The sequence below is a fragment of the Rhodococcus sp. FH8 genome (assembly GCF_019266085.1).
GTDB lineage: Bacteria > Actinomycetota > Actinomycetes > Mycobacteriales > Mycobacteriaceae > Rhodococcus_F > Rhodococcus_F qingshengii.
In genome coordinates, this window is record NZ_LPNQ01000057.1 from 457,074 (window position 1) to 473,655 (window position 16,582).

Consider the following 16,582-nt stretch of genomic DNA (forward strand, 5'->3'; position numbering starts at 1 on the left):
TACTCGTTTCAGTTCTCGTAACGGCCGGAAATGTCGATCACGTCGCCTTGCTTCTCGAACGCCTGGGTAGCGGCGTTCCACTCGAACGGCTGGAATGCCAGGATTCCCAATGCATGGTCCGCGGTCATCGTGAATTTGATTCCGTCGATGAACATCGGCGGGTGGTAGTCCTGCGTTCGTGCGGCACTCATGATGCTGGCGCGTGAGAGTCCGTCGGATGACTCAGAGGCCCGAGTGAAGTTGTCCACCAACAGGTCACCGATGGCCCAGCCGTTCACGGTGTAGCTGTTGGTCGGGGAATCGGCACCGTGAGCAGCCGCACCGGCCAGGTAGTCACGTACCGCCGCGTCATCCTTGTAGAGGGCGTTGTTGGGATCCTTGAGCCACACCATCACCTGCTGCCCGTCGGCAGCATCACCTGCGGGCGCATACAGCGTCGCACCGTCGACGCAGTTCGACGGTTGAATCACGGTGTCGGGCTTCCATCCGACACGTCCGATCGCCTGGGTGATCGCGAGGCAATCGGTGGTGACACCGGCCACCACCAATACCTCGGCGCCACTGGCTTTGAGGGTCGATGCCGCCGTCTTGGGGTCGGTCAGCGCCTCTTCGGCTGCGATCTCGAAGTTCGTTCCTTCGATCGCGGACTTGAAGCCGTTGGCGATCCCTTGTCCGGACTCGGTCTGGTTCGTGGCCAAGGCAACCTTGGCGCCGCTCGGATACTTCTTCTTCAGGCTTTCGATTATTACCTCCATCTCGACGCCCGGATCCGGTAGATACTCCGTGGTCCACGGAAAGTCTTCGATCACCCGGAACTCGGGCATGCCTGCCTGCGCGAAGAGCAGTGGAACACAGGCAGTGGTCTGGTCGTCCGCGATGGCGTTCAACTGGCCTGCTCCGAACGTGCCCAGAACGTCGACCTTGTCCTTCTGAATGAACTCTCCGACATTGGCTTTGGCGCGCTCCGGGGAGAAGGCATCGTCCTTGACCACGACGTCGAGCTTGACGCCGCCGACGCCGCCGGCCGCGTTCTCGACCTCGAACCGTGCTCGCATTCCTTCGATCACGTTGCCGACCGCGTCGGCGAGCGGGCCGGACGTCGGCCCACTCCACCCCACCGTGAGTTTGTCGGTGATCGGCGCCGCGGCACCACTGGGATCGCTGCAGTCGTCGACCGATACTGCTCCGGCCGAGGTCGACGTGTTGCTCTCTGCGTCGGAGTTACCTCCGCAGGCCGAAAGGAGTAGTGCCGCAGCGGCGATGACTGCGGGAATCGTGGTCTGCCTTTTCATATCGTCCAGTTCCTTGCTGTGAGTTGAGAGAAACGAGAGTGGGCGAGGGAGACGGCGCTCAGGTGCGGGGTTCACCTTCGCGATACTTGGGATGATCTGCGGGAACCACGAGGACAAACCGTCGGAGAACGCTGTTGATCCGGCCGACGATTCCGTCCGGCATCAAGAACACGATCGCGATCAGCACCGCGCCGAACACCACTCCCGACACGGGGCCGTCGGTGACGCTTCCGGTGTAGTACGGCAGGAACACCACTGCCGTCGCCCCGACGATCGGGCCGAATTGCGTTGCGATTCCGCCCAACACCAGTCCGGTGATGAACTCGATCGACTTCATCAACGAAAAGGACTCGGGTGAGAGCGCGCCGATGTACATCGTGAACAGCGAACCTGCCAGACCGGTGATCGCGCCGGAAAGTCCGAAAGCGAGAATCTTGACCCGCGCGACGTTGATGCCGTTTGCACTCGCCGCAATCTCGTTGTCGCGCACCGCAACCATTGCCAGACCGAATCGACTCTTGACGAGATTGCGGATCAGGAGCATGACCACTGCCAGCGTCACTACCGAAACCCAGAAGATCCAGAGATAGGTGTCCGCGCGGGTCAAACCCGTCCATTTCGGCGGGACCAGAAGATTCGCACGAACGACCATGCCGGCCGCGCCACCGGTGAGATCCCCGGTCTTGCGGATCACTTCGGGAAACGCCACAGCGACGGCGAGGGTAACGAGAGCCAGATACAGCCCTTTGATCCGCAAGGAGGGAAGCCCGACGAGAAGTCCTAGTACGAAACACAATACGACTGCCATCGGGATTGTGGTCAACGGCGAGTATCCGCGATCGACGATCAGAACGCCGGTCGTGTACGCGCCGAGGCCGAAGAAGGCAGAATGGCCGATCGACAGAAGTCCGGTGTACCCGCTGACGATATTCAGTCCGGCGATGGCAATCGCGATGATGAAGACACTCGTGAACTGCCCTACGCGAAACGGCGCGCTCTGCGACACGAGGAGCAGGGCACAGACGGCAGCCACCAGCAGAACCAGTTGGAGTATCCGGTACGACGTCGATCCGGCAACCACCACACGCGGCTGCCTGACTGCCTTTTCGGCGACCGCGGGTTCATTTCTCTCGGCAAGCGTCGTCATACCCGCTCCAGTTTCTTGGTACCGAACAGTCCATTGGGTCTGACGAAGAGGATCACCACGATGATCAGTAGCGCGGATGTCTGCTGCAGCGAACCGCCGATGACCGAAATGTAGCCGCTGAGCATTGATTCCAGAACACCGATCGTCAACCCACCCACAACTGCGCCGACAAGACTGTCCAGACCGCCGAACAGCGCTGCCGCAGATGCTGCGATGAAGATCGGGAACATGGTCGTGAGGCCGAGTTGTTGCGGCGAGAGCGGAGTGACCAGGACACCGGCCAGTGCGCCGATCGCTGCCGCAACACCCCAGCCGATTGCGAGTATCCGGCTGGTCGGAACTCCGGCGAGAGTGGCAGATTCGGCATTGTCCGCGACGGCACGCATGTGCAGACCGACTCTCGTCTTGCGAAAGAGCAAGGACATCAACACAAGTAGGACAACGAGCGCAACCAGTACGCCCAGTGCGTCGCCGTACACGCGCGCGCCGCCCACTGAGATGTAGTCGGTGGGACCGTTGGGAAACGGGCTCGGCATGATCTTCGTTTCGCTCCCCCACAGCATTCCGGCCAACGAGTTGAGCCCGGTGAACAATCCCAGTGCCACTATCAGCACTGCCATGTCACTTCTACGTTGAACCGGCCGGATGAGCAGACGCTCCATCAACGCCCCGAGCAGGAAGCCGAGAGCGAGAGCCGCTCCGATCGCGGCCCAGATCGGCCAGGACATCGTTGTGAGCCACCACGCCACGAAGGTTGTGAACAGGGCCAACTCGCCCTGAGCGAAGTTGATCGTGCCGGTGGCACGGAACACCACCACGAGTGCCAGCGCGAGAATTGCGTAGATCGAGCCGTTGGTCAATCCGGAGATGAGTCGTTCGAGAAAGAGTGTCACCGTTTACTCCTGGTACCCGAGATAGGCGCTGCGCACGACGTCGTCCGAACGAAATTCCTCGGGCGTGCCGGCAGCGACGATGGTGCCTACGTCGAGCAGGAAGACCTTCGACGCGAGTTTCATCGCGAGATCGGCATTCTGTTCCACGATCAGCAGTGCAGTTCCGTCGCTCCGGTTGATCGCACCGAGCGTGTCGAACAATTCGGCGATGACGATGGGCGCCAGACCCAGGCTCGGTTCGTCGCACAAAAGCAGGGTGGGACGGCTCATCAATGCCCGCGCGACCGCGAGCATCTGCTGTTCACCGCCTGACAGCGAACCTGCCAACTGTGTGGACCTCCTCGCGAGCACCGGAAATGTCTCACACCACCGCTCGATGTCGGCCTCGATCTCCGCCTTGTCGTTGCGAAGCGCAGCGCCGACGAGCAGGTTGTCACGTACCGACAGTTGACCGAGAGTTCCACGGCCCTGTGGGACAAGGCTGACGCCGGCGGCCACGGCGCGTTCAGGTTTGGATCCGAGCGGCGAACCGTTGAAGGTGATCGTTCCCTGGTGCGGAATCAATCCGGCAAGCGCACGCATCATGGTGGTCTTGCCGGCACCGTTCGCGCCGAGAACAACAGCGACCCCGCCGGGTTCCACGTCGAGCGAAACCCCGTGCAGTACATTGCCTCGCCCGTAACCGGCATGCAGATCATCGACGCTCAGCAGGCTCATGCCGCTCGCCCCAGATAGGCATTGATCACGGCGTCGTTCTGCTGGATCTCCGCCGGAGTACCTTCAGCGATCTTGTGGCCGAAGTTCAGTGCGACAACGTGATCGGAGATACCCAGCACCAATCCCATGTGGTGTTCGACCAGAAGCGCTCCGAAGCCGAAGTCGTCGCGGAGCGAGACGATCAGTTCTCCCAGCTCCTTGACTTCGCTGTGTGTGAGCCCGCCGGCGGGCTCGTCGAGCAGAAGCAGCGAAGGCTCGGACATCAATGCTCGTGCCAGTTCGACGCGCTTGAGTGTTCCGAACGGAAGGCCTGCTGCCGGCGCGTTCGCGACGTCGACGAGTTCGAGGCGTTCGAGCAGGTACCAGGCCTTCTCTCGCAGTTCTCGGACTCGGGCGCGCGCTGGAGGCCAGCCGAGAACCCCGCTCGCCAGTCCGAAGCGGCCCCGAGACGATCCGCCGACCATGGTGTTGTCGAAGACGCTCATGCCGCTGAACAGTGCGAGATTCTGGAAGGTCCGAGCGATCCCTGCAGATGCCAATGCATAGGGCCGCAATCCCAAGAGGTCGGTTCCTTGCCAGGTGATGACACCGCGACTCGGTTCGTAAATCCTTGTGATGCAGTTGAACAGCGTGGTCTTACCAGCGCCGTTCGGCCCGATGAGTCCGCAGATCTGGCCGGCGTGGACGTCGAAGCCGACGTCGTCGAGAGCCGTGACTCCGCCGAATTCGATCGATACATCGGAGAGCGTGAGTACGACCGGGTCATTCGCAGGTTGTGCGGGTGGTGTGTTTCCAAGCATTGGTTTCACCTCCTCGTGACACTTCAATTAACAGTGTGATAGAGATTACTACAGTAAACAGAGGCACTCCGTCAACGTGCGGCCCCCGATCCGGAGCCGAGAAGGGACATCATCGTGAGGTCCAACAACATTCACGCAGTCGACAGCGGCGGGGGCCCAGACGTCAGGGACTACAGCCGGGTCGACGCTCTCGTCGCCAAGCAGGAAATCTACGAGGTTCTGGCTCGTTTCCTCCGAGCCGCCGATCGCGGCGACGTCGAGGACGCCAGGCGGTGTTATCTACCCGGCGCAACCGAAGACCACGGGGGTGTCTTCACCGGCACCGCCGACGACTACATCGACCACATCGCCGGGGCCATCACCCACCCACGGTCACTGACCACCCACGCAATGACCAACGTCTTGGTCGAACTCGACGGGGACACAGCACACGTCGAGTCCTACGTGCTTGCCTTCGCGCGAATCAAGCACTCGGACGGCATAGCCGACACACTCACCTCGGCGCGCCTGATCGACCGCTTCGGCTACGAGGACGGCAGGTGGGGAATCCGCCACCGCGCCCTGCGGTGGGACTGGAACCACGACATGGCCACAGCCGAAGGCTGGATCTTCGGGATGCTCGCGCCTGAAACGTCTTTGAAGAAGAGCAAGAAATTTCCCGACGACCTCATCTACACCCGGCAGACACAGGAGCACTCATGACAAGGTTTCGCGGAACGCCGATAGAGGGCGCGACTGTCCTCGTCACCGGCGCCAATCGAGGGCTCGGCTTGGCCTTCGTCCAACAGGCGAAGTCGATGGGTGCCGCCAAAATTTATGCAGGGGTGAGAAATCCCGACGAGGCGCCCGCCGAGCTGCGATCCACCGGAGCACACATCGTCGAACTCGACGTGACCGATCCAGGACTCGTCGATGCAGCGGCCCGGGCGTGCGGTGACACCACAGTGGTCGTCAACAATGCCGGACTGTTCACCGGGAATCGGTTGATCGAGGCCGACGACCAAGCGGCTGCGCGAGCCGAGATGGAGGTCAACTACTTCGGGCCTCTGACGATGATCCGCGCCTTCGCGCCGGTACTCGCCGCCCGCGGCGGAGGATCGATAGTCAACGTCCTGTCGGTGGCCGCAATCGCTCCGACCGCCTTCATGGGTGGCTATTCACCGGCCAAGGCGGCTGCTCTGTCGCTCGGCGGCATCGCTCGCGCCGAACTCGAACCGCACGGCATCACCGTCACGTCGTTGATCGTCGGCAGCGTCGACACCCGCATGGCGTCACATGTGCAGGGCCACAAGGAAAACCCTCTCGACATCGCGGCAACCGGGCTCGCCGCCATGCAACGCGGCGAGTGGACGTGCGACACCGATTTCATGGCAATCGACGCGCGTGCGCGCCTGGCCCGCGATCCGATTCGGTACGAACGCGGACTGGGCAAGCTCCTCTTCGCCGGCGAACTGACCACCCGATCATGAGCGATCCGATTCGTGTTGCCCAGTGGGCGACCGGCGCCATCGGCAAGACGGCGCTACGCGGAATCATCGATCGTCCCGACCTCGAGTTGGTCGGCCTCTACGTGTACAGCGACGCCAAGGCGGGTCGAGACGCCGGTGACATCGCCAGACGAGCACCGACGGGGGTGATCGCTACACGCGACGTGGACGAGATCATCCGCTCGCGCCCACAGGTTCTCATCCACAGTCCACGGTTGCAGATTCCGTACGAACGCCACGACGACGATCTGTGCCGTCTGCTTCGCGCCGGGATCAACGTGATCACGACGGCCGGGCAGCATTTCCCCCGCGCACACGGCACCGAACGCGAGCACATGTTCGCCCAAGCATGCAAGGAAGGCGATTCGACGCTCTACGGGGTCGGCGTGAGCCCAGGTGTCATCGGCGAGCGATTGGCGTTGGCGCTGACGGGAACATCGATCGAACTCGACCGAATTACGATCGACGAGGTGCTCGACGCTCGCGGCATGCCTGACCCCGACTTCGCGTTCACCGTGATGGGAATGGGTTCGCCCCCGAAGGACCTGGACGGCACCGGGCCGTTGCCCTCGCTGTACGCGTCGCTGTACCTCGAGACCATCGCGTTCATGTGCGAGCGCCTGGGCGTCACCTACGACGAGGTCGTGTCCGATCACAGGGTCGTTCCGGCACGTACGGATCTCGACGTCGCCGCCGGACGCATCGCCGCGGGAACCGTCGGAACCACCGAATGGCGCTGGCACGCAATGGTCGACGGAAAGCAGTTCCTCACCCTCGCCATCATCTGGACCATGGAACCTGATCGCGACGAATACGCGGGACGGGACCAATGGGAAGTCCACCTCTTCGGCAAACCCGAGATCGTGATGACCGTCAACCTGGTCGAACCACAAGATCCGAACAGTCGCACGACAGCCGGTCAGTTCATCACTGCAGGCCCGGCACTACGCGCCGTCGAGCATGTACTCGCTGCTCCCGCCGGCATTTTCGAACCCCCTGTCTTTGCCCCCTTCAGATTGGAGCATTCAGCATGACAACTCAGCCGACGGACGTAGGTTCGACTGCCACCCGTGAACCTGCCACCCGTGAACCTGCCGTCCGTGAACCTGCCGTCCGTGAACCTTCCGTGAACGCGCTCCTGCCCGACGGTCGCCCCGTGCAGAATCTGGAAGACTTGCTACGCAGCCGGGCGATTGCCAGTCCGGAGAGCACCGCCGTCATCTCCGATGACGGGCGTACCAGTTTCCGCGAACTCGACATCGAAACAAATCGTGTCGCGAATGCACTTCTGCGCGATGGTGTTCGACCCGGCGACCGGGTGGCGTACATCGGGGCCAATGCACCGTCTTTCCTCTCCGTCCTGTACGGATCTTCGAAGATGGGCTCGATCCTGACGGCCGTCAACAATCGGCTGGCACCGGGCGAGGTCGACTACATCCTGAGCAACAGCGAGCCGACCGTCGTCGTACTCGGAGCAGGCGATGAGGGCCTCTCCGACGTCGCCGCGGCGGTCGGTAGCGTCCGGACCGTCGTCACGGTGGACGGTTCCGGAAACTCGATCTCGTGGAACGACTGGCTTTCCGGTGTCGGCGACGACGATCCGGGGTCGTCGCGCCGCCCCGACGACACAGCGCTGATCTTCTACTCGTCGGGAACCACCGGTCACCCGAAGGGAATCGAACTCACCGGCGCCAACCTCGGCCGTGCCCTCGCCACCATGTATCACCTGCTCGATCTCGACACCGACTCCGTGGCTATGTGCCCGGTTCCGTTCTTCCATGTGGCCGGACTGGGTCTCGCCCTGGTCACGACGCTCGGCGGTGGCGCTCTACTGCTCGAGACCATCGCCGGACCTCTCGAACTCGTCGCGCTGATGCAGGAGTACAAAGTCACGCATGCGGTCGCCGTTCCCGCGGTGATCAGCGTCCTGACCTCCCTTCCGGCTGTGCGCGAGGCAGATTGGAGTGCCCTGCAGTTCCTGGTCTACGGAGCCGCGCCGATGCCACTGCCCCTGTTGCAAGACGCGACCGAGGTCTTCGGGTGTAGTTTCCTGCAGGCATACGGACTCACCGAGTCGACCGGCGGCGTCACCATGCTGACCCCGGAAGATCATCGGGCGACCGACGAGTCGACCGCGCATCGGTTGAAGTCCGTCGGGCAGCCGATGTTCGGAGTGCCCATCCGCATAGTCGATCCCGTGACGCTCGAAGACGTCCCGGTCGGTACCCGCGGCGAGGTCGTCATCGGCGGCCCTCACGTCATGAAGCGTTACTGGCGTAACGAAGCAGCCACTGCGGCCACCATGTTGGACGGCGACTGGCTTCGCACCGGAGACGGCGGATCGTTCGACGAGGACGGCTATCTCTACCTCCACGACCGCCTCAAGGACATGATCGTCTCCGGCGGTGAGAACGTCTATCCGGCCGAGGTGGAGAGTGTTCTCTCCGGGCACCCCGGCATCCGCGAGGTGGCGGTAGTCGGCGTTCACTCCGATCGGTGGGGTGAGACTCCCCTTGCCGTGGTCGTTCGAGCTGCTGATTCGGATGCAACCGAAGCGGAGATCATCGAGTGGTCACGCGAGCGACTGGCTCACTTCAAGTGCCCCAGTGCGGTTCGGTTCATCGAGGAGCTGCCACGCAACGCTAGCGGGAAGCTGCTCAAGACTCGTTTGCGACAGGACTTCGCTTGAGTCCATGACACGAATTCGGGGCCGGTCGCTTCGAGCGATCGGCCCCGATTTCTGTCGTTCGATGTGAAGCACGCTCAGCGTGGGTGAATCCGGAACTCCACGCCGCCGACGATCAGCCCCGGCTCGACGGCAGACGCGCCGCTCGACGCCGCCAGATCGATTGCAGTGAGCATCGATCGCTCCCCCGGAACGAACGACACGACGCGTGATCCCAGCCTGATCGAGAGTGGTTGCGCCGAGACCGGTTCCTTTCCGAACACTTCGGCCCACAGCGTCGCCGTCCTGGCCGGATCGGGCGAGGACACGTCGACGCCGAGGATGTCGTCGACCCAGGGATCGAGGGAAACTTCCTTCTCCGTCTCATCCCAGAACCACTCGTCGGCGTCGGGAATCTCGTCGAGTTCCACGAGCAGTCCGAGATCACCGGGATGAAGTTGGACGATCCGGTGACCGTAGGCCTCGAGATCGGCCACCGTCCGAACATCGGCCGCAGCTGCACGTTCCAGATAGGGCTCGATGTTCGAAACCTGGATCGAGAGTGCATAGCCGCCCTCCCCTCCGCCCTTGCGGATCCATCTCGCCAGCGAGACCGTCTCGTCGAGCGGCGCGACGATCTCGAGAAATGCCTGCGGCCCGACGGCCAAGGTCTCGTCGGCCAAACCGATGCCTTCGAGCAGTGGATCCGCGAATCCTGGTGCCAGATTCAATGCTTCGCGCAATTGGTGACCGGTCTTGTCCACGTCTCGTGCACCGATCACCACCTGTCGCAGGATCTCCCACGTGCCCGCGTCGTGCGTGCCCGTCACAGTCCGACCGCTTCGGCGGCGGTGTCGGCACTCTGCCAGCGTCGGAGCTCGGCGCCCGGAGCCCACGTCGAGTGCGTACCACTCGAAATTCGTTCGGGAAGGCGAAGTTTACACAACGGTCCGTCTCCGACGCGGGCAGCGTCGAAGATCAAGCAGAAGGACGCATCCTCGTTCATGTCAGTGGTCAACGTGATGAGATAGCCGTCGTCTTCGGCGGTACCACCCACGCGCGGCGCCATCGAAGTCTCGCTGCCGTACACACCGTCACCGAAGGAGAATCGTTCCTCGTTGCCCGTCAGCAGGTCGTGTTTGACCAAGCCGTCGAACAGGAACCACGACGGTTTACCCGAAGCCGCATAGGCGTATCGGTACTTCTCGCCCGCGAAATTGCCGTTCATCATGCCGAATTCGGTGATCGAGTCACTGAGTTGCTCCTCACGCGTGGCTCCGGTGACCAGGTTCAAACGCCAGCGGTGAAGCCGGGTCTGCATACGATCGAGAGCGAGGAAACGGAAGGCGCGCTCCCACTGATTGCCCATACCGTTGTCCGACGGTTCCGGATCGCCCTGGTAGAAACCGTCCAGAACAATCTCGTCGCCCTCTTCGTAGGCGTTCACGAAGTGCAGGACATAGGTCGGATCGGCTTCGAACCACTTGATGTCAGAGGTATTTCCGCGGCGTGGGATGACTCCGAGACGCAGCGGGATATCGGGATGGAAATTCGCGACGTGCGCGCCCTTCTCCAGCAGAACCGGATCCCAGAACAAGGGGCAGTCGTTGAGGATCGCGTAGTTCTCCGTGAAGGCCATGTCGTGCGGCAAGCGCGGACCGGGAAGTGGGACGTCGACGTAGTGGACCAACTCGTTGGCCGAGTCCACGACGCCGTAGTGCATGTACGGCGCTTCCTTGCTGTAGTTGAAGAACAGCATTTCTCCGGTCTTGTCGTCCACCTTCGGATGCGCGGACACACCCCATTCGAAGGGGAACTTGCCGTTCCAGCTTTCCTTGCCGAGTGTCTCCGCCGACATCGGATCGAGACGATACAGATCTCCGCACTGGTAGAAGCTGGTGAGAGCAGTCCCCCGGTGAACGACGACGTCGGTGCTGGACGCGTCCTTCATCCGGGTGCGCGCACCCTTGCCGCCCTCGGGGCGACTGAGTTTGGGAGACTCGGCAAGCCCGGCCCACAACGCAGCGCCGGCATCCTGCTCGGCCGCCAAGCCGTCGGTACGTACGAATCGGTTGCGGTAGAACGACTCTCCGTCGCGAAAGCCCACGATGTGAATCATGCCGTCACCGTCGAAGGGGTGATACGCCTTCATCGAGGGATGGAGCGGATTCTCGGTGTTACGCAGGTAGACACCGTCGAGGTCTTTCGGAACCTCACCGAATACGACTTCGAGGTTGTCCGCTTTGAACTCGGTGGTCTGGGGTTGCCACGGGCCGGTGCGATACGGGTGATCGTCATCGGCGGGAAGGGTGGACAACAACTTGCCTACGATTTCGACGTCCATGGAATTCTCTTTTCGACTGATTGGGAAAGGCTGGGTTGGGCTGCACTTTCAGGAAACTGCGTCGACGACAAAACTGACGGTGGTGGCCGTACTTCCACCGAAGTTGAGCGTCGCAAAGCGGCTCGCACCCTCGACTTGGAAACCGCCGGCCGTTCCCGTCACCTGATGGGCCGCGTCGAGAAGCATTCGAACACCACTGGCACCCACCGGATGACCACCGCCGATCAGACCGCCGCTGGGGTTGATCGGTAGCTTGCCGCCCATGGCGATGTCACCACTCTCGATGGCTTTCCACGACTCGCCGGGCGCGGTCAGACCGATGTGGTCGATCGCGAGATACTCACTCGCCGTGAAACAATCATGTGTTTCGATCCCGTCTATCCCGGCCAGGTCGACTCCGGCCCGGGAGAAGGCACCCATCACCGCATCCCGAACGTGTGGCATCACGTAGGGATTATCGGCGTCGCGGGCCAGCTTCTGCTCGAGACCTAAACCAACTGTCCGGTGACCCCAGCCCGCGATCTGGGCCAGCGGAGTCGCCGCGGCATCAGGATGCTCTCGGAGGTACTTGTCCGTCACCAGCACAACCCCGGCGCCACCGTCGGTCACCTGACTGCAATCGAATCGTCGAACACCACCTTCCACAACAGGATTGGTGGCGTCGTCGCCGCCTGCATTCCCGAGTAGATCGGGCACCGCCCAACCGCGTGTCTGCGCGTTGGGGTTGTTCTTCGCGTTTGCGAAGTTGATCTGCGAGATCGCGCGAAGGTGAGATTCGTCGATCCCGTAACGCCGCCCGTACTCCTTCGACACACGGTCGAACATGTACGGCCACATGAATTTTGCTTCCTGACCTTCGTGTCCGACCCAGGCTGCAGCGCCCAGATGGCCGGCCGCGTCATCACCCGGAACCGTCTTCTCCAGTTCGATACCCATCACCAGAGCCACGTCGTAGTTGCCGGCGCGCAGGTCTGCCATCGCTGCAAGTACAGCGATACTGCCCGATGCGCACGCCGCCTCGTGCCGAGACGAGGGCACACCCCACAGGTCTGGATGCACGGTGGCGGGCATCGCGCCCAGCTGACCTTGGCCGGCAAACAATTGACCGAAGGCATTACCGACGTGGATCACCTCGATGTCGGTGGCAGGAACCTTCGCCGCGTCCAGGGTGTGGTTCACCACCTCTTCGGCAAGGTTCGCGAAATCGAGTTCCTCACGGGTGAAGTTCCGTGCGAAGTCGGATTGGTACCCGCCGAGAATCCAAATGTTCGAAACAGTCATGACCTCTCCCCTTGCCGATCCGGCCTCGGTGACGTCACCGAGATACCCGCGCAACGGCGGTTGTAATTTCACCGCAACCGTACTACAACTAGCAGAGTAACTCTACTAATTGAAGGGTTGAAAATGACTGATGCTTTTGTCCTCGACTACGTGCGCACACCGCGCGGCCGAGCATCGACGCGAGGTGCCCTCCACGAACACAGCCCAGTCGATCTTGTCGTCCACCTGGCCAAGGCTTTGCAGGGTCGAACGAACCTCGCCGCAGAACAGATCGACGACGTCGTTCTCGGTTGCGCATCGCAAGTGGACGAGCAGGGCGCGAACATCGCTAGAACTGCCGCACTCCTTGCCGGTTGGGGCGACTCCGTCCCCGGCGCAACCCTCAACCGATTCTGCGCATCCGGCGTCGACGCAGTCGGCCAGAGCGCGGCCCGCATTCGCGGCGACGACGTGTCCCTCGTCGTGGCCGGTGGCGTCGAAAGCGTCTCCCGGACTCCGATGTTCAGTGATCGCGGACCGCTGTGGACCGACCCGGCAACCATCGCGCAGATCGGTTCCATCCATATGGGTGTTGCCGCCGACTTGAATGCCACGATCGAGGGGTACTCCCGCGACGAGTTGGATGCCTACGGCGTCGAAACCCAACACAAGGCTGCCGAGGCCTGGCGCAACGGCGCATTCGAGCGGTCCGTTGTGCCAGTTCCCGGCAGAAATGGTGAAGCCGGAATCGCGCACGACGAACTGGTCAGGGCCGACACGACGGCAGAGGGACTCGCAGCGCTGCCTGCCGCCTTCGAAGGGCTCGGCGCCGCCGGTCAGGATGCACTCGCGCTCGCTGCCTATCCCGAGGTAGGAAAGATCGAACACCTGCACACCGTCGGATCCTCTCCCGCCATGGCCGACGGCGCAGCGCTCCTACTCCTCGGATCCGAGAAAGCCGCGGCGAGAGCCGGCCTGACCCCTCGCGCACGGATCATCGGATCCGCCTCGACTTCGGTGAATCCGGTCCTCATGCTCACTGCGGGTCAGAGCGCCGTGGAGGCAGTCATCGCGCGAGCCGGGCTTCGTCCACAGGACATCGACGTGTTCGAGTTCGCAGAGGCCTTCTCCGCGCTATGCCTACGGTTCCGCCGCGACCTGGACGCCGGGCCGGACCGCATGAACCCCAACGGAGGCACGATGGCGATGGGCCATGCATTCGGCGCCACCGGAGCAATTCTCGTCGGCGCATGTGCCGACGAACTGGTACGGAGCGACGGTCGCTACGGTGTGGCCGCGGTCAGCGGCGCCGCCGGTGTCGGAGTCGCGGTGCTCGTCGAACGGATCGCCTCATGACCGTCAGTTCACTCTCCGGCCGCGTTGCCGTCGTCACGGGAGGGGGTAAGGGCCTCGGCCGTGCCGTCGCACTGCATCTCGCGAGCCGAGGGGTCACGGTGATCGTCAACAATCGGAATCGCACACTCGATTCGAGCGGCCGAGGCCCCGCAGATCAGGTTGTCGACGAAATCCTCGAAGCCGGTGGACAGGCCGTCGCCAACCACGACGACGTCACCGACCCCGACGTCGGCCGAAAGTTGGTGGACGACGCTCTCACTCGGTTCGGACGACTCGATTTCTGCATCACCAGCGCCGCGGTCAGCGCACCGCAGATGCTTCATCGCACCACCGCCGAGAACCTCAGCACCGTCATCACGACAAACGTCGTCGGAACCGCACTGGTCGCCGCCGAAGCCTCCCGAGTGATGCGCGAAGCCGGATTCGGGCGCATCGTGATGATTGCCTCGACCGCAGGACTGCACGGAGAACCCACCGTGTCCGCCTACGCCGCCAGCAAGGGTGCCGTCATCGCATTGGGACGCACCGCAGCCGGCGAAGGTGCGAGTCGCAATGTGTTCACCAATGTCGTACTGCCCTATGCCACTACGCAGATGACCGAATCCGGAATGGATCCACGATTCATCGACATCATGGGGGCCGACCTGGTAGCCCCGGTGGTCACCGCCCTCGTCGATCCCGAGTCCACGACCAACGGGCAGGTGATCGTCACGGCAGGCAACGGGGTGCGTTCGGCCGACGCCGTCGAGGGCTCGACCGAATTCTTGCCCACCACCACAGAACTCGATGCCAAAGCGCTCGACGCGCTACTCGTGACCAGCCGACTCGGCGCTCCTCACACCTATCCGAGCGCACAGGAAGCCTTCGCGGACTTCGCTTCCGAACTGCTCGACCACCACAATCAGAAAGCGCGCGCATGACCGACATCCCACTGGGCGACCTTGCACTGAACTTCGGTGTGAGCGCACTCGCCGTCCTCGTCTTCATCGCAGTCGTGATGGCCGTCGCCATCCGGATGAACAATCACTCGATCATCGACATCTGCTGGGGGCCTGGCTTCGCCGTCGTCGCCGTCGTCTCGTACCTGACGTCCATCGGGTCGGACGGCAACGATCTGCGTCGCCTCGTCGTGCTGGCTCTGACCGTGGTCTGGGGAATGCGACTCGGCCTGTACATCGGCTTCCGAAACCGTGGGCACGGGCAGGACAAGCGCTATACTGCCCTGCTCAAACATCAACAGGGACCGCTGGTTCCGTTCCTGATTCGCAAAATCTACGGCCTCCAGGGCGTTCTCATTCTCGTGGTGTCGCTGCCCGTCCAGTTCGCGATGTACGAGTTTCGCGCCCTCGGAGTCCTCGGCGCGATCGGCATCGCGGTCTGGACCGTCGGCTTCGTCTTCGAATCGGTTGGAGACTACCAACTTTCCCGCTTCAAAGCTGATCCGGCCAATGCCGGGAAGGTGATGGACCGTGGGCTCTGGGCCTGGACCCGCCATCCCAACTACTTCGGTGATGCATGCGTCTGGGTCGGACTGTTCATCCTCGCGCTTGGTGATCCATTGGCGCTGATCACGATCGTCTCTCCGATCGTCATGATCAAACTGCTGGTGAGCTACAGCGGTAAGGCCCTTCTCGAACGCGGCATGCGCAAGAGCAAGGGGCAGGCCTACGACGACTACGTCGCCCGGACCAGCGGATTCTTACCTCGTCCACCCCGTCCGGCACGAAACCACGCGTCGTGAGCGCCCCCACGAGTGGTCTCGCCGACGTCTTCGATCTGGAATCGACCGGCCCGGACCGGTGGCAAGGGTCGAACGACGGTGTTCGGCTGCCTCAGCTGTTCGGCGGCCAACTGGTAGCCCAGTCGATTCTCGCAGCCGGGCACACGGTTACCGACGGCAAAGCGATCAGTTCCGTCCACACCCACTTCCTTCGCCCGGGGTCGACGAATCGCGCGACCGAGTTCTCGGTAGATCGCCTTCGGGACGGAAAACGCCTGTCCACCAGAGGCGTCGACGTCCACCAGGACGGACGACTCGTCTGCCGTTCGACGGTCTCTGCCTCCTCGATCGACGAGGGCATCACTCACAGTCGCGCAGTACCCGCCGCACTCCCGCCCGCTGAGTGCGTGACGTTGCAGGAGTTGGCCGAGGCAGACGGTGGGTTGGGAGAGGTGTGGGAGGAGTTCTCCGCCATCGAGATTCGTGTGTCCCCCATCGATTCGCAGTCCCCCACGACGCATTCGGCGGCGCCTCCGCGCAACATCTGGATGCGTTCGGCTCAGCGGCTGAGCGACGATCCACTGATTCACGTGGCTGCTCTCGCCTATGCCAGTGATCTGATGCTGATGGCAACCGCGCTGACTCCGCACGGCTACGACATCGGGCAGGAGCACTCGCTCGACACGGACTGGACTGGTGTGTCCCTCGATCACACGATGTGGTTTCAACGCCCTGTGCGGGCGGACGAGTGGCTGCTCTTCGAGCACTCGACCCCCACAGCTCACACCGGCAGAGCAGTAGTGAATGCGGCGGTCTTCGATCGATCCGGACTCCAGATCTGCCAGATCACTCAGGAAGCGTTACTCATTGCCCGCACCGAGTGATTCCCGACTCTTTCTGC

At 62.7% G+C, this 16,582-nt stretch carries 16 protein-coding genes; 8 read left to right on the plus strand and 8 right to left on the minus strand.

Annotated elements, in window-relative coordinates:
* Nucleotides 1-8: 8 nt before the first annotated feature.
* Genes ATN38_RS04815 through ATN38_RS04835 form a run of 5 tightly spaced genes read right to left on the minus strand, consistent with a single transcriptional unit; the run spans nt 9 to nt 4,849 of the window.
* On the minus strand, nt 9-1,292 hold the full coding sequence (locus tag ATN38_RS04815; RefSeq protein WP_218747663.1) for an ABC transporter substrate-binding protein: 1,284 nt from the start codon (nt 1,290-1,292) through the stop codon (nt 9-11).
* A 58-nt stretch (nt 1,293-1,350) separates the two neighbouring features.
* On the minus strand, nt 1,351-2,439 hold the full coding sequence (locus ATN38_RS04820; protein ID WP_030534909.1) for a branched-chain amino acid ABC transporter permease: 1,089 nt from the start codon (nt 2,437-2,439) through the stop codon (nt 1,351-1,353).
* A complete protein-coding gene (locus ATN38_RS04825) occupies nt 2,436-3,332 on the minus strand; it encodes a branched-chain amino acid ABC transporter permease (RefSeq protein ID WP_003940241.1) in 897 nt (298 codons plus the stop codon). Before ATN38_RS04825 ends, ATN38_RS04820 begins: the two co-directional genes overlap by 4 nt.
* A 3-nt stretch (nt 3,333-3,335) precedes the next feature.
* Nucleotides 3,336-4,049, minus strand: coding sequence for an ABC transporter ATP-binding protein (locus tag ATN38_RS04830; protein WP_003939931.1), 714 nt, complete (start codon nt 4,047-4,049; stop codon nt 3,336-3,338).
* Complete coding sequence (locus ATN38_RS04835; protein ID WP_021345217.1) at nt 4,046-4,849, minus strand: ABC transporter ATP-binding protein; 804 nt, start codon at nt 4,847-4,849, stop codon at nt 4,046-4,048. The genes ATN38_RS04830 and ATN38_RS04835 overlap by 4 nt, the downstream gene beginning before the upstream one ends.
* Before the next feature lie 114 nt (nt 4,850-4,963).
* On the opposite strand from ATN38_RS04835, the gene ATN38_RS04840 reads away from it, so the two are divergent.
* Genes ATN38_RS04840 through ATN38_RS04855 form a run of 4 tightly spaced genes read left to right on the plus strand, consistent with a single transcriptional unit; the run spans nt 4,964 to nt 9,025 of the window.
* Complete coding sequence (locus tag ATN38_RS04840; protein WP_064111724.1) at nt 4,964-5,551, plus strand: nuclear transport factor 2 family protein; 588 nt, start codon at nt 4,964-4,966, stop codon at nt 5,549-5,551.
* Nucleotides 5,548-6,318, plus strand: coding sequence for an SDR family oxidoreductase (locus ATN38_RS04845; protein ID WP_003940078.1), 771 nt, complete (start codon nt 5,548-5,550; stop codon nt 6,316-6,318). The genes ATN38_RS04840 and ATN38_RS04845 overlap by 4 nt, the downstream gene beginning before the upstream one ends.
* Nucleotides 6,315-7,370: a dihydrodipicolinate reductase gene (locus ATN38_RS04850; RefSeq protein ID WP_073512710.1), complete on the plus strand. Its 1,056-nt coding sequence runs from the start codon at nt 6,315-6,317 to the stop codon at nt 7,368-7,370. The genes ATN38_RS04845 and ATN38_RS04850 overlap by 4 nt, the downstream gene beginning before the upstream one ends.
* The gene (locus ATN38_RS04855; RefSeq protein ID WP_218747664.1) at nt 7,367-9,025 is read left to right on the plus strand and encodes a long-chain-fatty-acid--CoA ligase; all 1,659 of its coding nucleotides are present in this window, start codon (nt 7,367-7,369) and stop codon (nt 9,023-9,025) included. Before ATN38_RS04850 ends, ATN38_RS04855 begins: the two co-directional genes overlap by 4 nt.
* Before the next feature lie 74 nt (nt 9,026-9,099).
* On the opposite strand, the gene ATN38_RS04860 is transcribed toward ATN38_RS04855, so the two are convergent.
* The 3 genes from ATN38_RS04860 to ATN38_RS04870 are packed head-to-tail and all read right to left on the minus strand — an operon-like array spanning nt 9,100 to nt 12,626.
* A complete protein-coding gene (locus tag ATN38_RS04860) occupies nt 9,100-9,831 on the minus strand; it encodes a hypothetical protein (protein WP_218747665.1) in 732 nt (243 codons plus the stop codon).
* On the minus strand, nt 9,828-11,345 hold the full coding sequence (locus tag ATN38_RS04865; protein ID WP_030534915.1) for a carotenoid oxygenase family protein: 1,518 nt from the start codon (nt 11,343-11,345) through the stop codon (nt 9,828-9,830). Before ATN38_RS04865 ends, ATN38_RS04860 begins: the two co-directional genes overlap by 4 nt.
* A 48-nt stretch (nt 11,346-11,393) precedes the next feature.
* Nucleotides 11,394-12,626: an acetyl-CoA acetyltransferase gene (locus tag ATN38_RS04870; protein ID WP_158170067.1), complete on the minus strand. Its 1,233-nt coding sequence runs from the start codon at nt 12,624-12,626 to the stop codon at nt 11,394-11,396.
* Between the two features lie 123 nt (nt 12,627-12,749).
* Between ATN38_RS04870 and ATN38_RS04875 the strand changes: the two genes are divergently transcribed.
* The 4 genes from ATN38_RS04875 to ATN38_RS04890 are packed head-to-tail and all read left to right on the plus strand — an operon-like array spanning nt 12,750 to nt 16,565.
* The gene (locus ATN38_RS04875) at nt 12,750-13,961 is read left to right on the plus strand and encodes an acetyl-CoA C-acyltransferase (protein ID WP_218747666.1); all 1,212 of its coding nucleotides are present in this window, start codon (nt 12,750-12,752) and stop codon (nt 13,959-13,961) included.
* The gene (locus ATN38_RS04880; protein ID WP_218747667.1) at nt 13,958-14,881 is read left to right on the plus strand and encodes an SDR family NAD(P)-dependent oxidoreductase; all 924 of its coding nucleotides are present in this window, start codon (nt 13,958-13,960) and stop codon (nt 14,879-14,881) included. The genes ATN38_RS04875 and ATN38_RS04880 overlap by 4 nt, the downstream gene beginning before the upstream one ends.
* Nucleotides 14,878-15,702: a DUF1295 domain-containing protein gene (locus ATN38_RS04885; RefSeq protein WP_042451087.1), complete on the plus strand. Its 825-nt coding sequence runs from the start codon at nt 14,878-14,880 to the stop codon at nt 15,700-15,702. The genes ATN38_RS04880 and ATN38_RS04885 overlap by 4 nt, the downstream gene beginning before the upstream one ends.
* Nucleotides 15,699-16,565, plus strand: a complete 867-nt coding sequence (locus ATN38_RS04890) for an acyl-CoA thioesterase II (RefSeq protein WP_058037859.1) — start codon at nt 15,699-15,701, stop codon at nt 16,563-16,565. The genes ATN38_RS04885 and ATN38_RS04890 overlap by 4 nt, the downstream gene beginning before the upstream one ends.
* The last annotated feature ends 17 nt before the right edge of the window (nt 16,566-16,582 follow it).

What these genes read in the sequence shown, in the direction of transcription:
- ATN38_RS04815 (WP_218747663.1), bottom strand. Translation starts at nt 1,292, where the DNA reads ATGAAAAGGCAGACCACGATTCCCGCAGTCATCGCCGCTGCGGCACTA.
- ATN38_RS04820 (WP_030534909.1), bottom strand. Translation starts at nt 2,439, where the DNA reads ATGACGACGCTTGCCGAGAGAAATGAACCCGCGGTCGCCGAAAAGGCA.
- ATN38_RS04830 (WP_003939931.1), bottom strand. Translation starts at nt 4,049, where the DNA reads ATGAGCCTGCTGAGCGTCGATGATCTGCATGCCGGTTACGGGCGAGGC.
- ATN38_RS04835 (WP_021345217.1), bottom strand. Translation starts at nt 4,849, where the DNA reads ATGCTTGGAAACACACCACCCGCACAACCTGCGAATGACCCGGTCGTA.
- ATN38_RS04845 (WP_003940078.1), top strand. Translation starts at nt 5,548, where the DNA reads ATGACAAGGTTTCGCGGAACGCCGATAGAGGGCGCGACTGTCCTCGTC.
- ATN38_RS04850 (WP_073512710.1), top strand. Translation starts at nt 6,315, where the DNA reads ATGAGCGATCCGATTCGTGTTGCCCAGTGGGCGACCGGCGCCATCGGC.
- ATN38_RS04855 (WP_218747664.1), top strand. Translation starts at nt 7,367, where the DNA reads ATGACAACTCAGCCGACGGACGTAGGTTCGACTGCCACCCGTGAACCT.
- ATN38_RS04865 (WP_030534915.1), bottom strand. Translation starts at nt 11,345, where the DNA reads ATGGACGTCGAAATCGTAGGCAAGTTGTTGTCCACCCTTCCCGCCGAT.
- ATN38_RS04870 (WP_158170067.1), bottom strand. Translation starts at nt 12,626, where the DNA reads ATGACTGTTTCGAACATTTGGATTCTCGGCGGGTACCAATCCGACTTC.
- ATN38_RS04875 (WP_218747666.1), top strand. Translation starts at nt 12,750, where the DNA reads ATGACTGATGCTTTTGTCCTCGACTACGTGCGCACACCGCGCGGCCGA.
- ATN38_RS04880 (WP_218747667.1), top strand. Translation starts at nt 13,958, where the DNA reads ATGACCGTCAGTTCACTCTCCGGCCGCGTTGCCGTCGTCACGGGAGGG.
- ATN38_RS04885 (WP_042451087.1), top strand. Translation starts at nt 14,878, where the DNA reads ATGACCGACATCCCACTGGGCGACCTTGCACTGAACTTCGGTGTGAGC.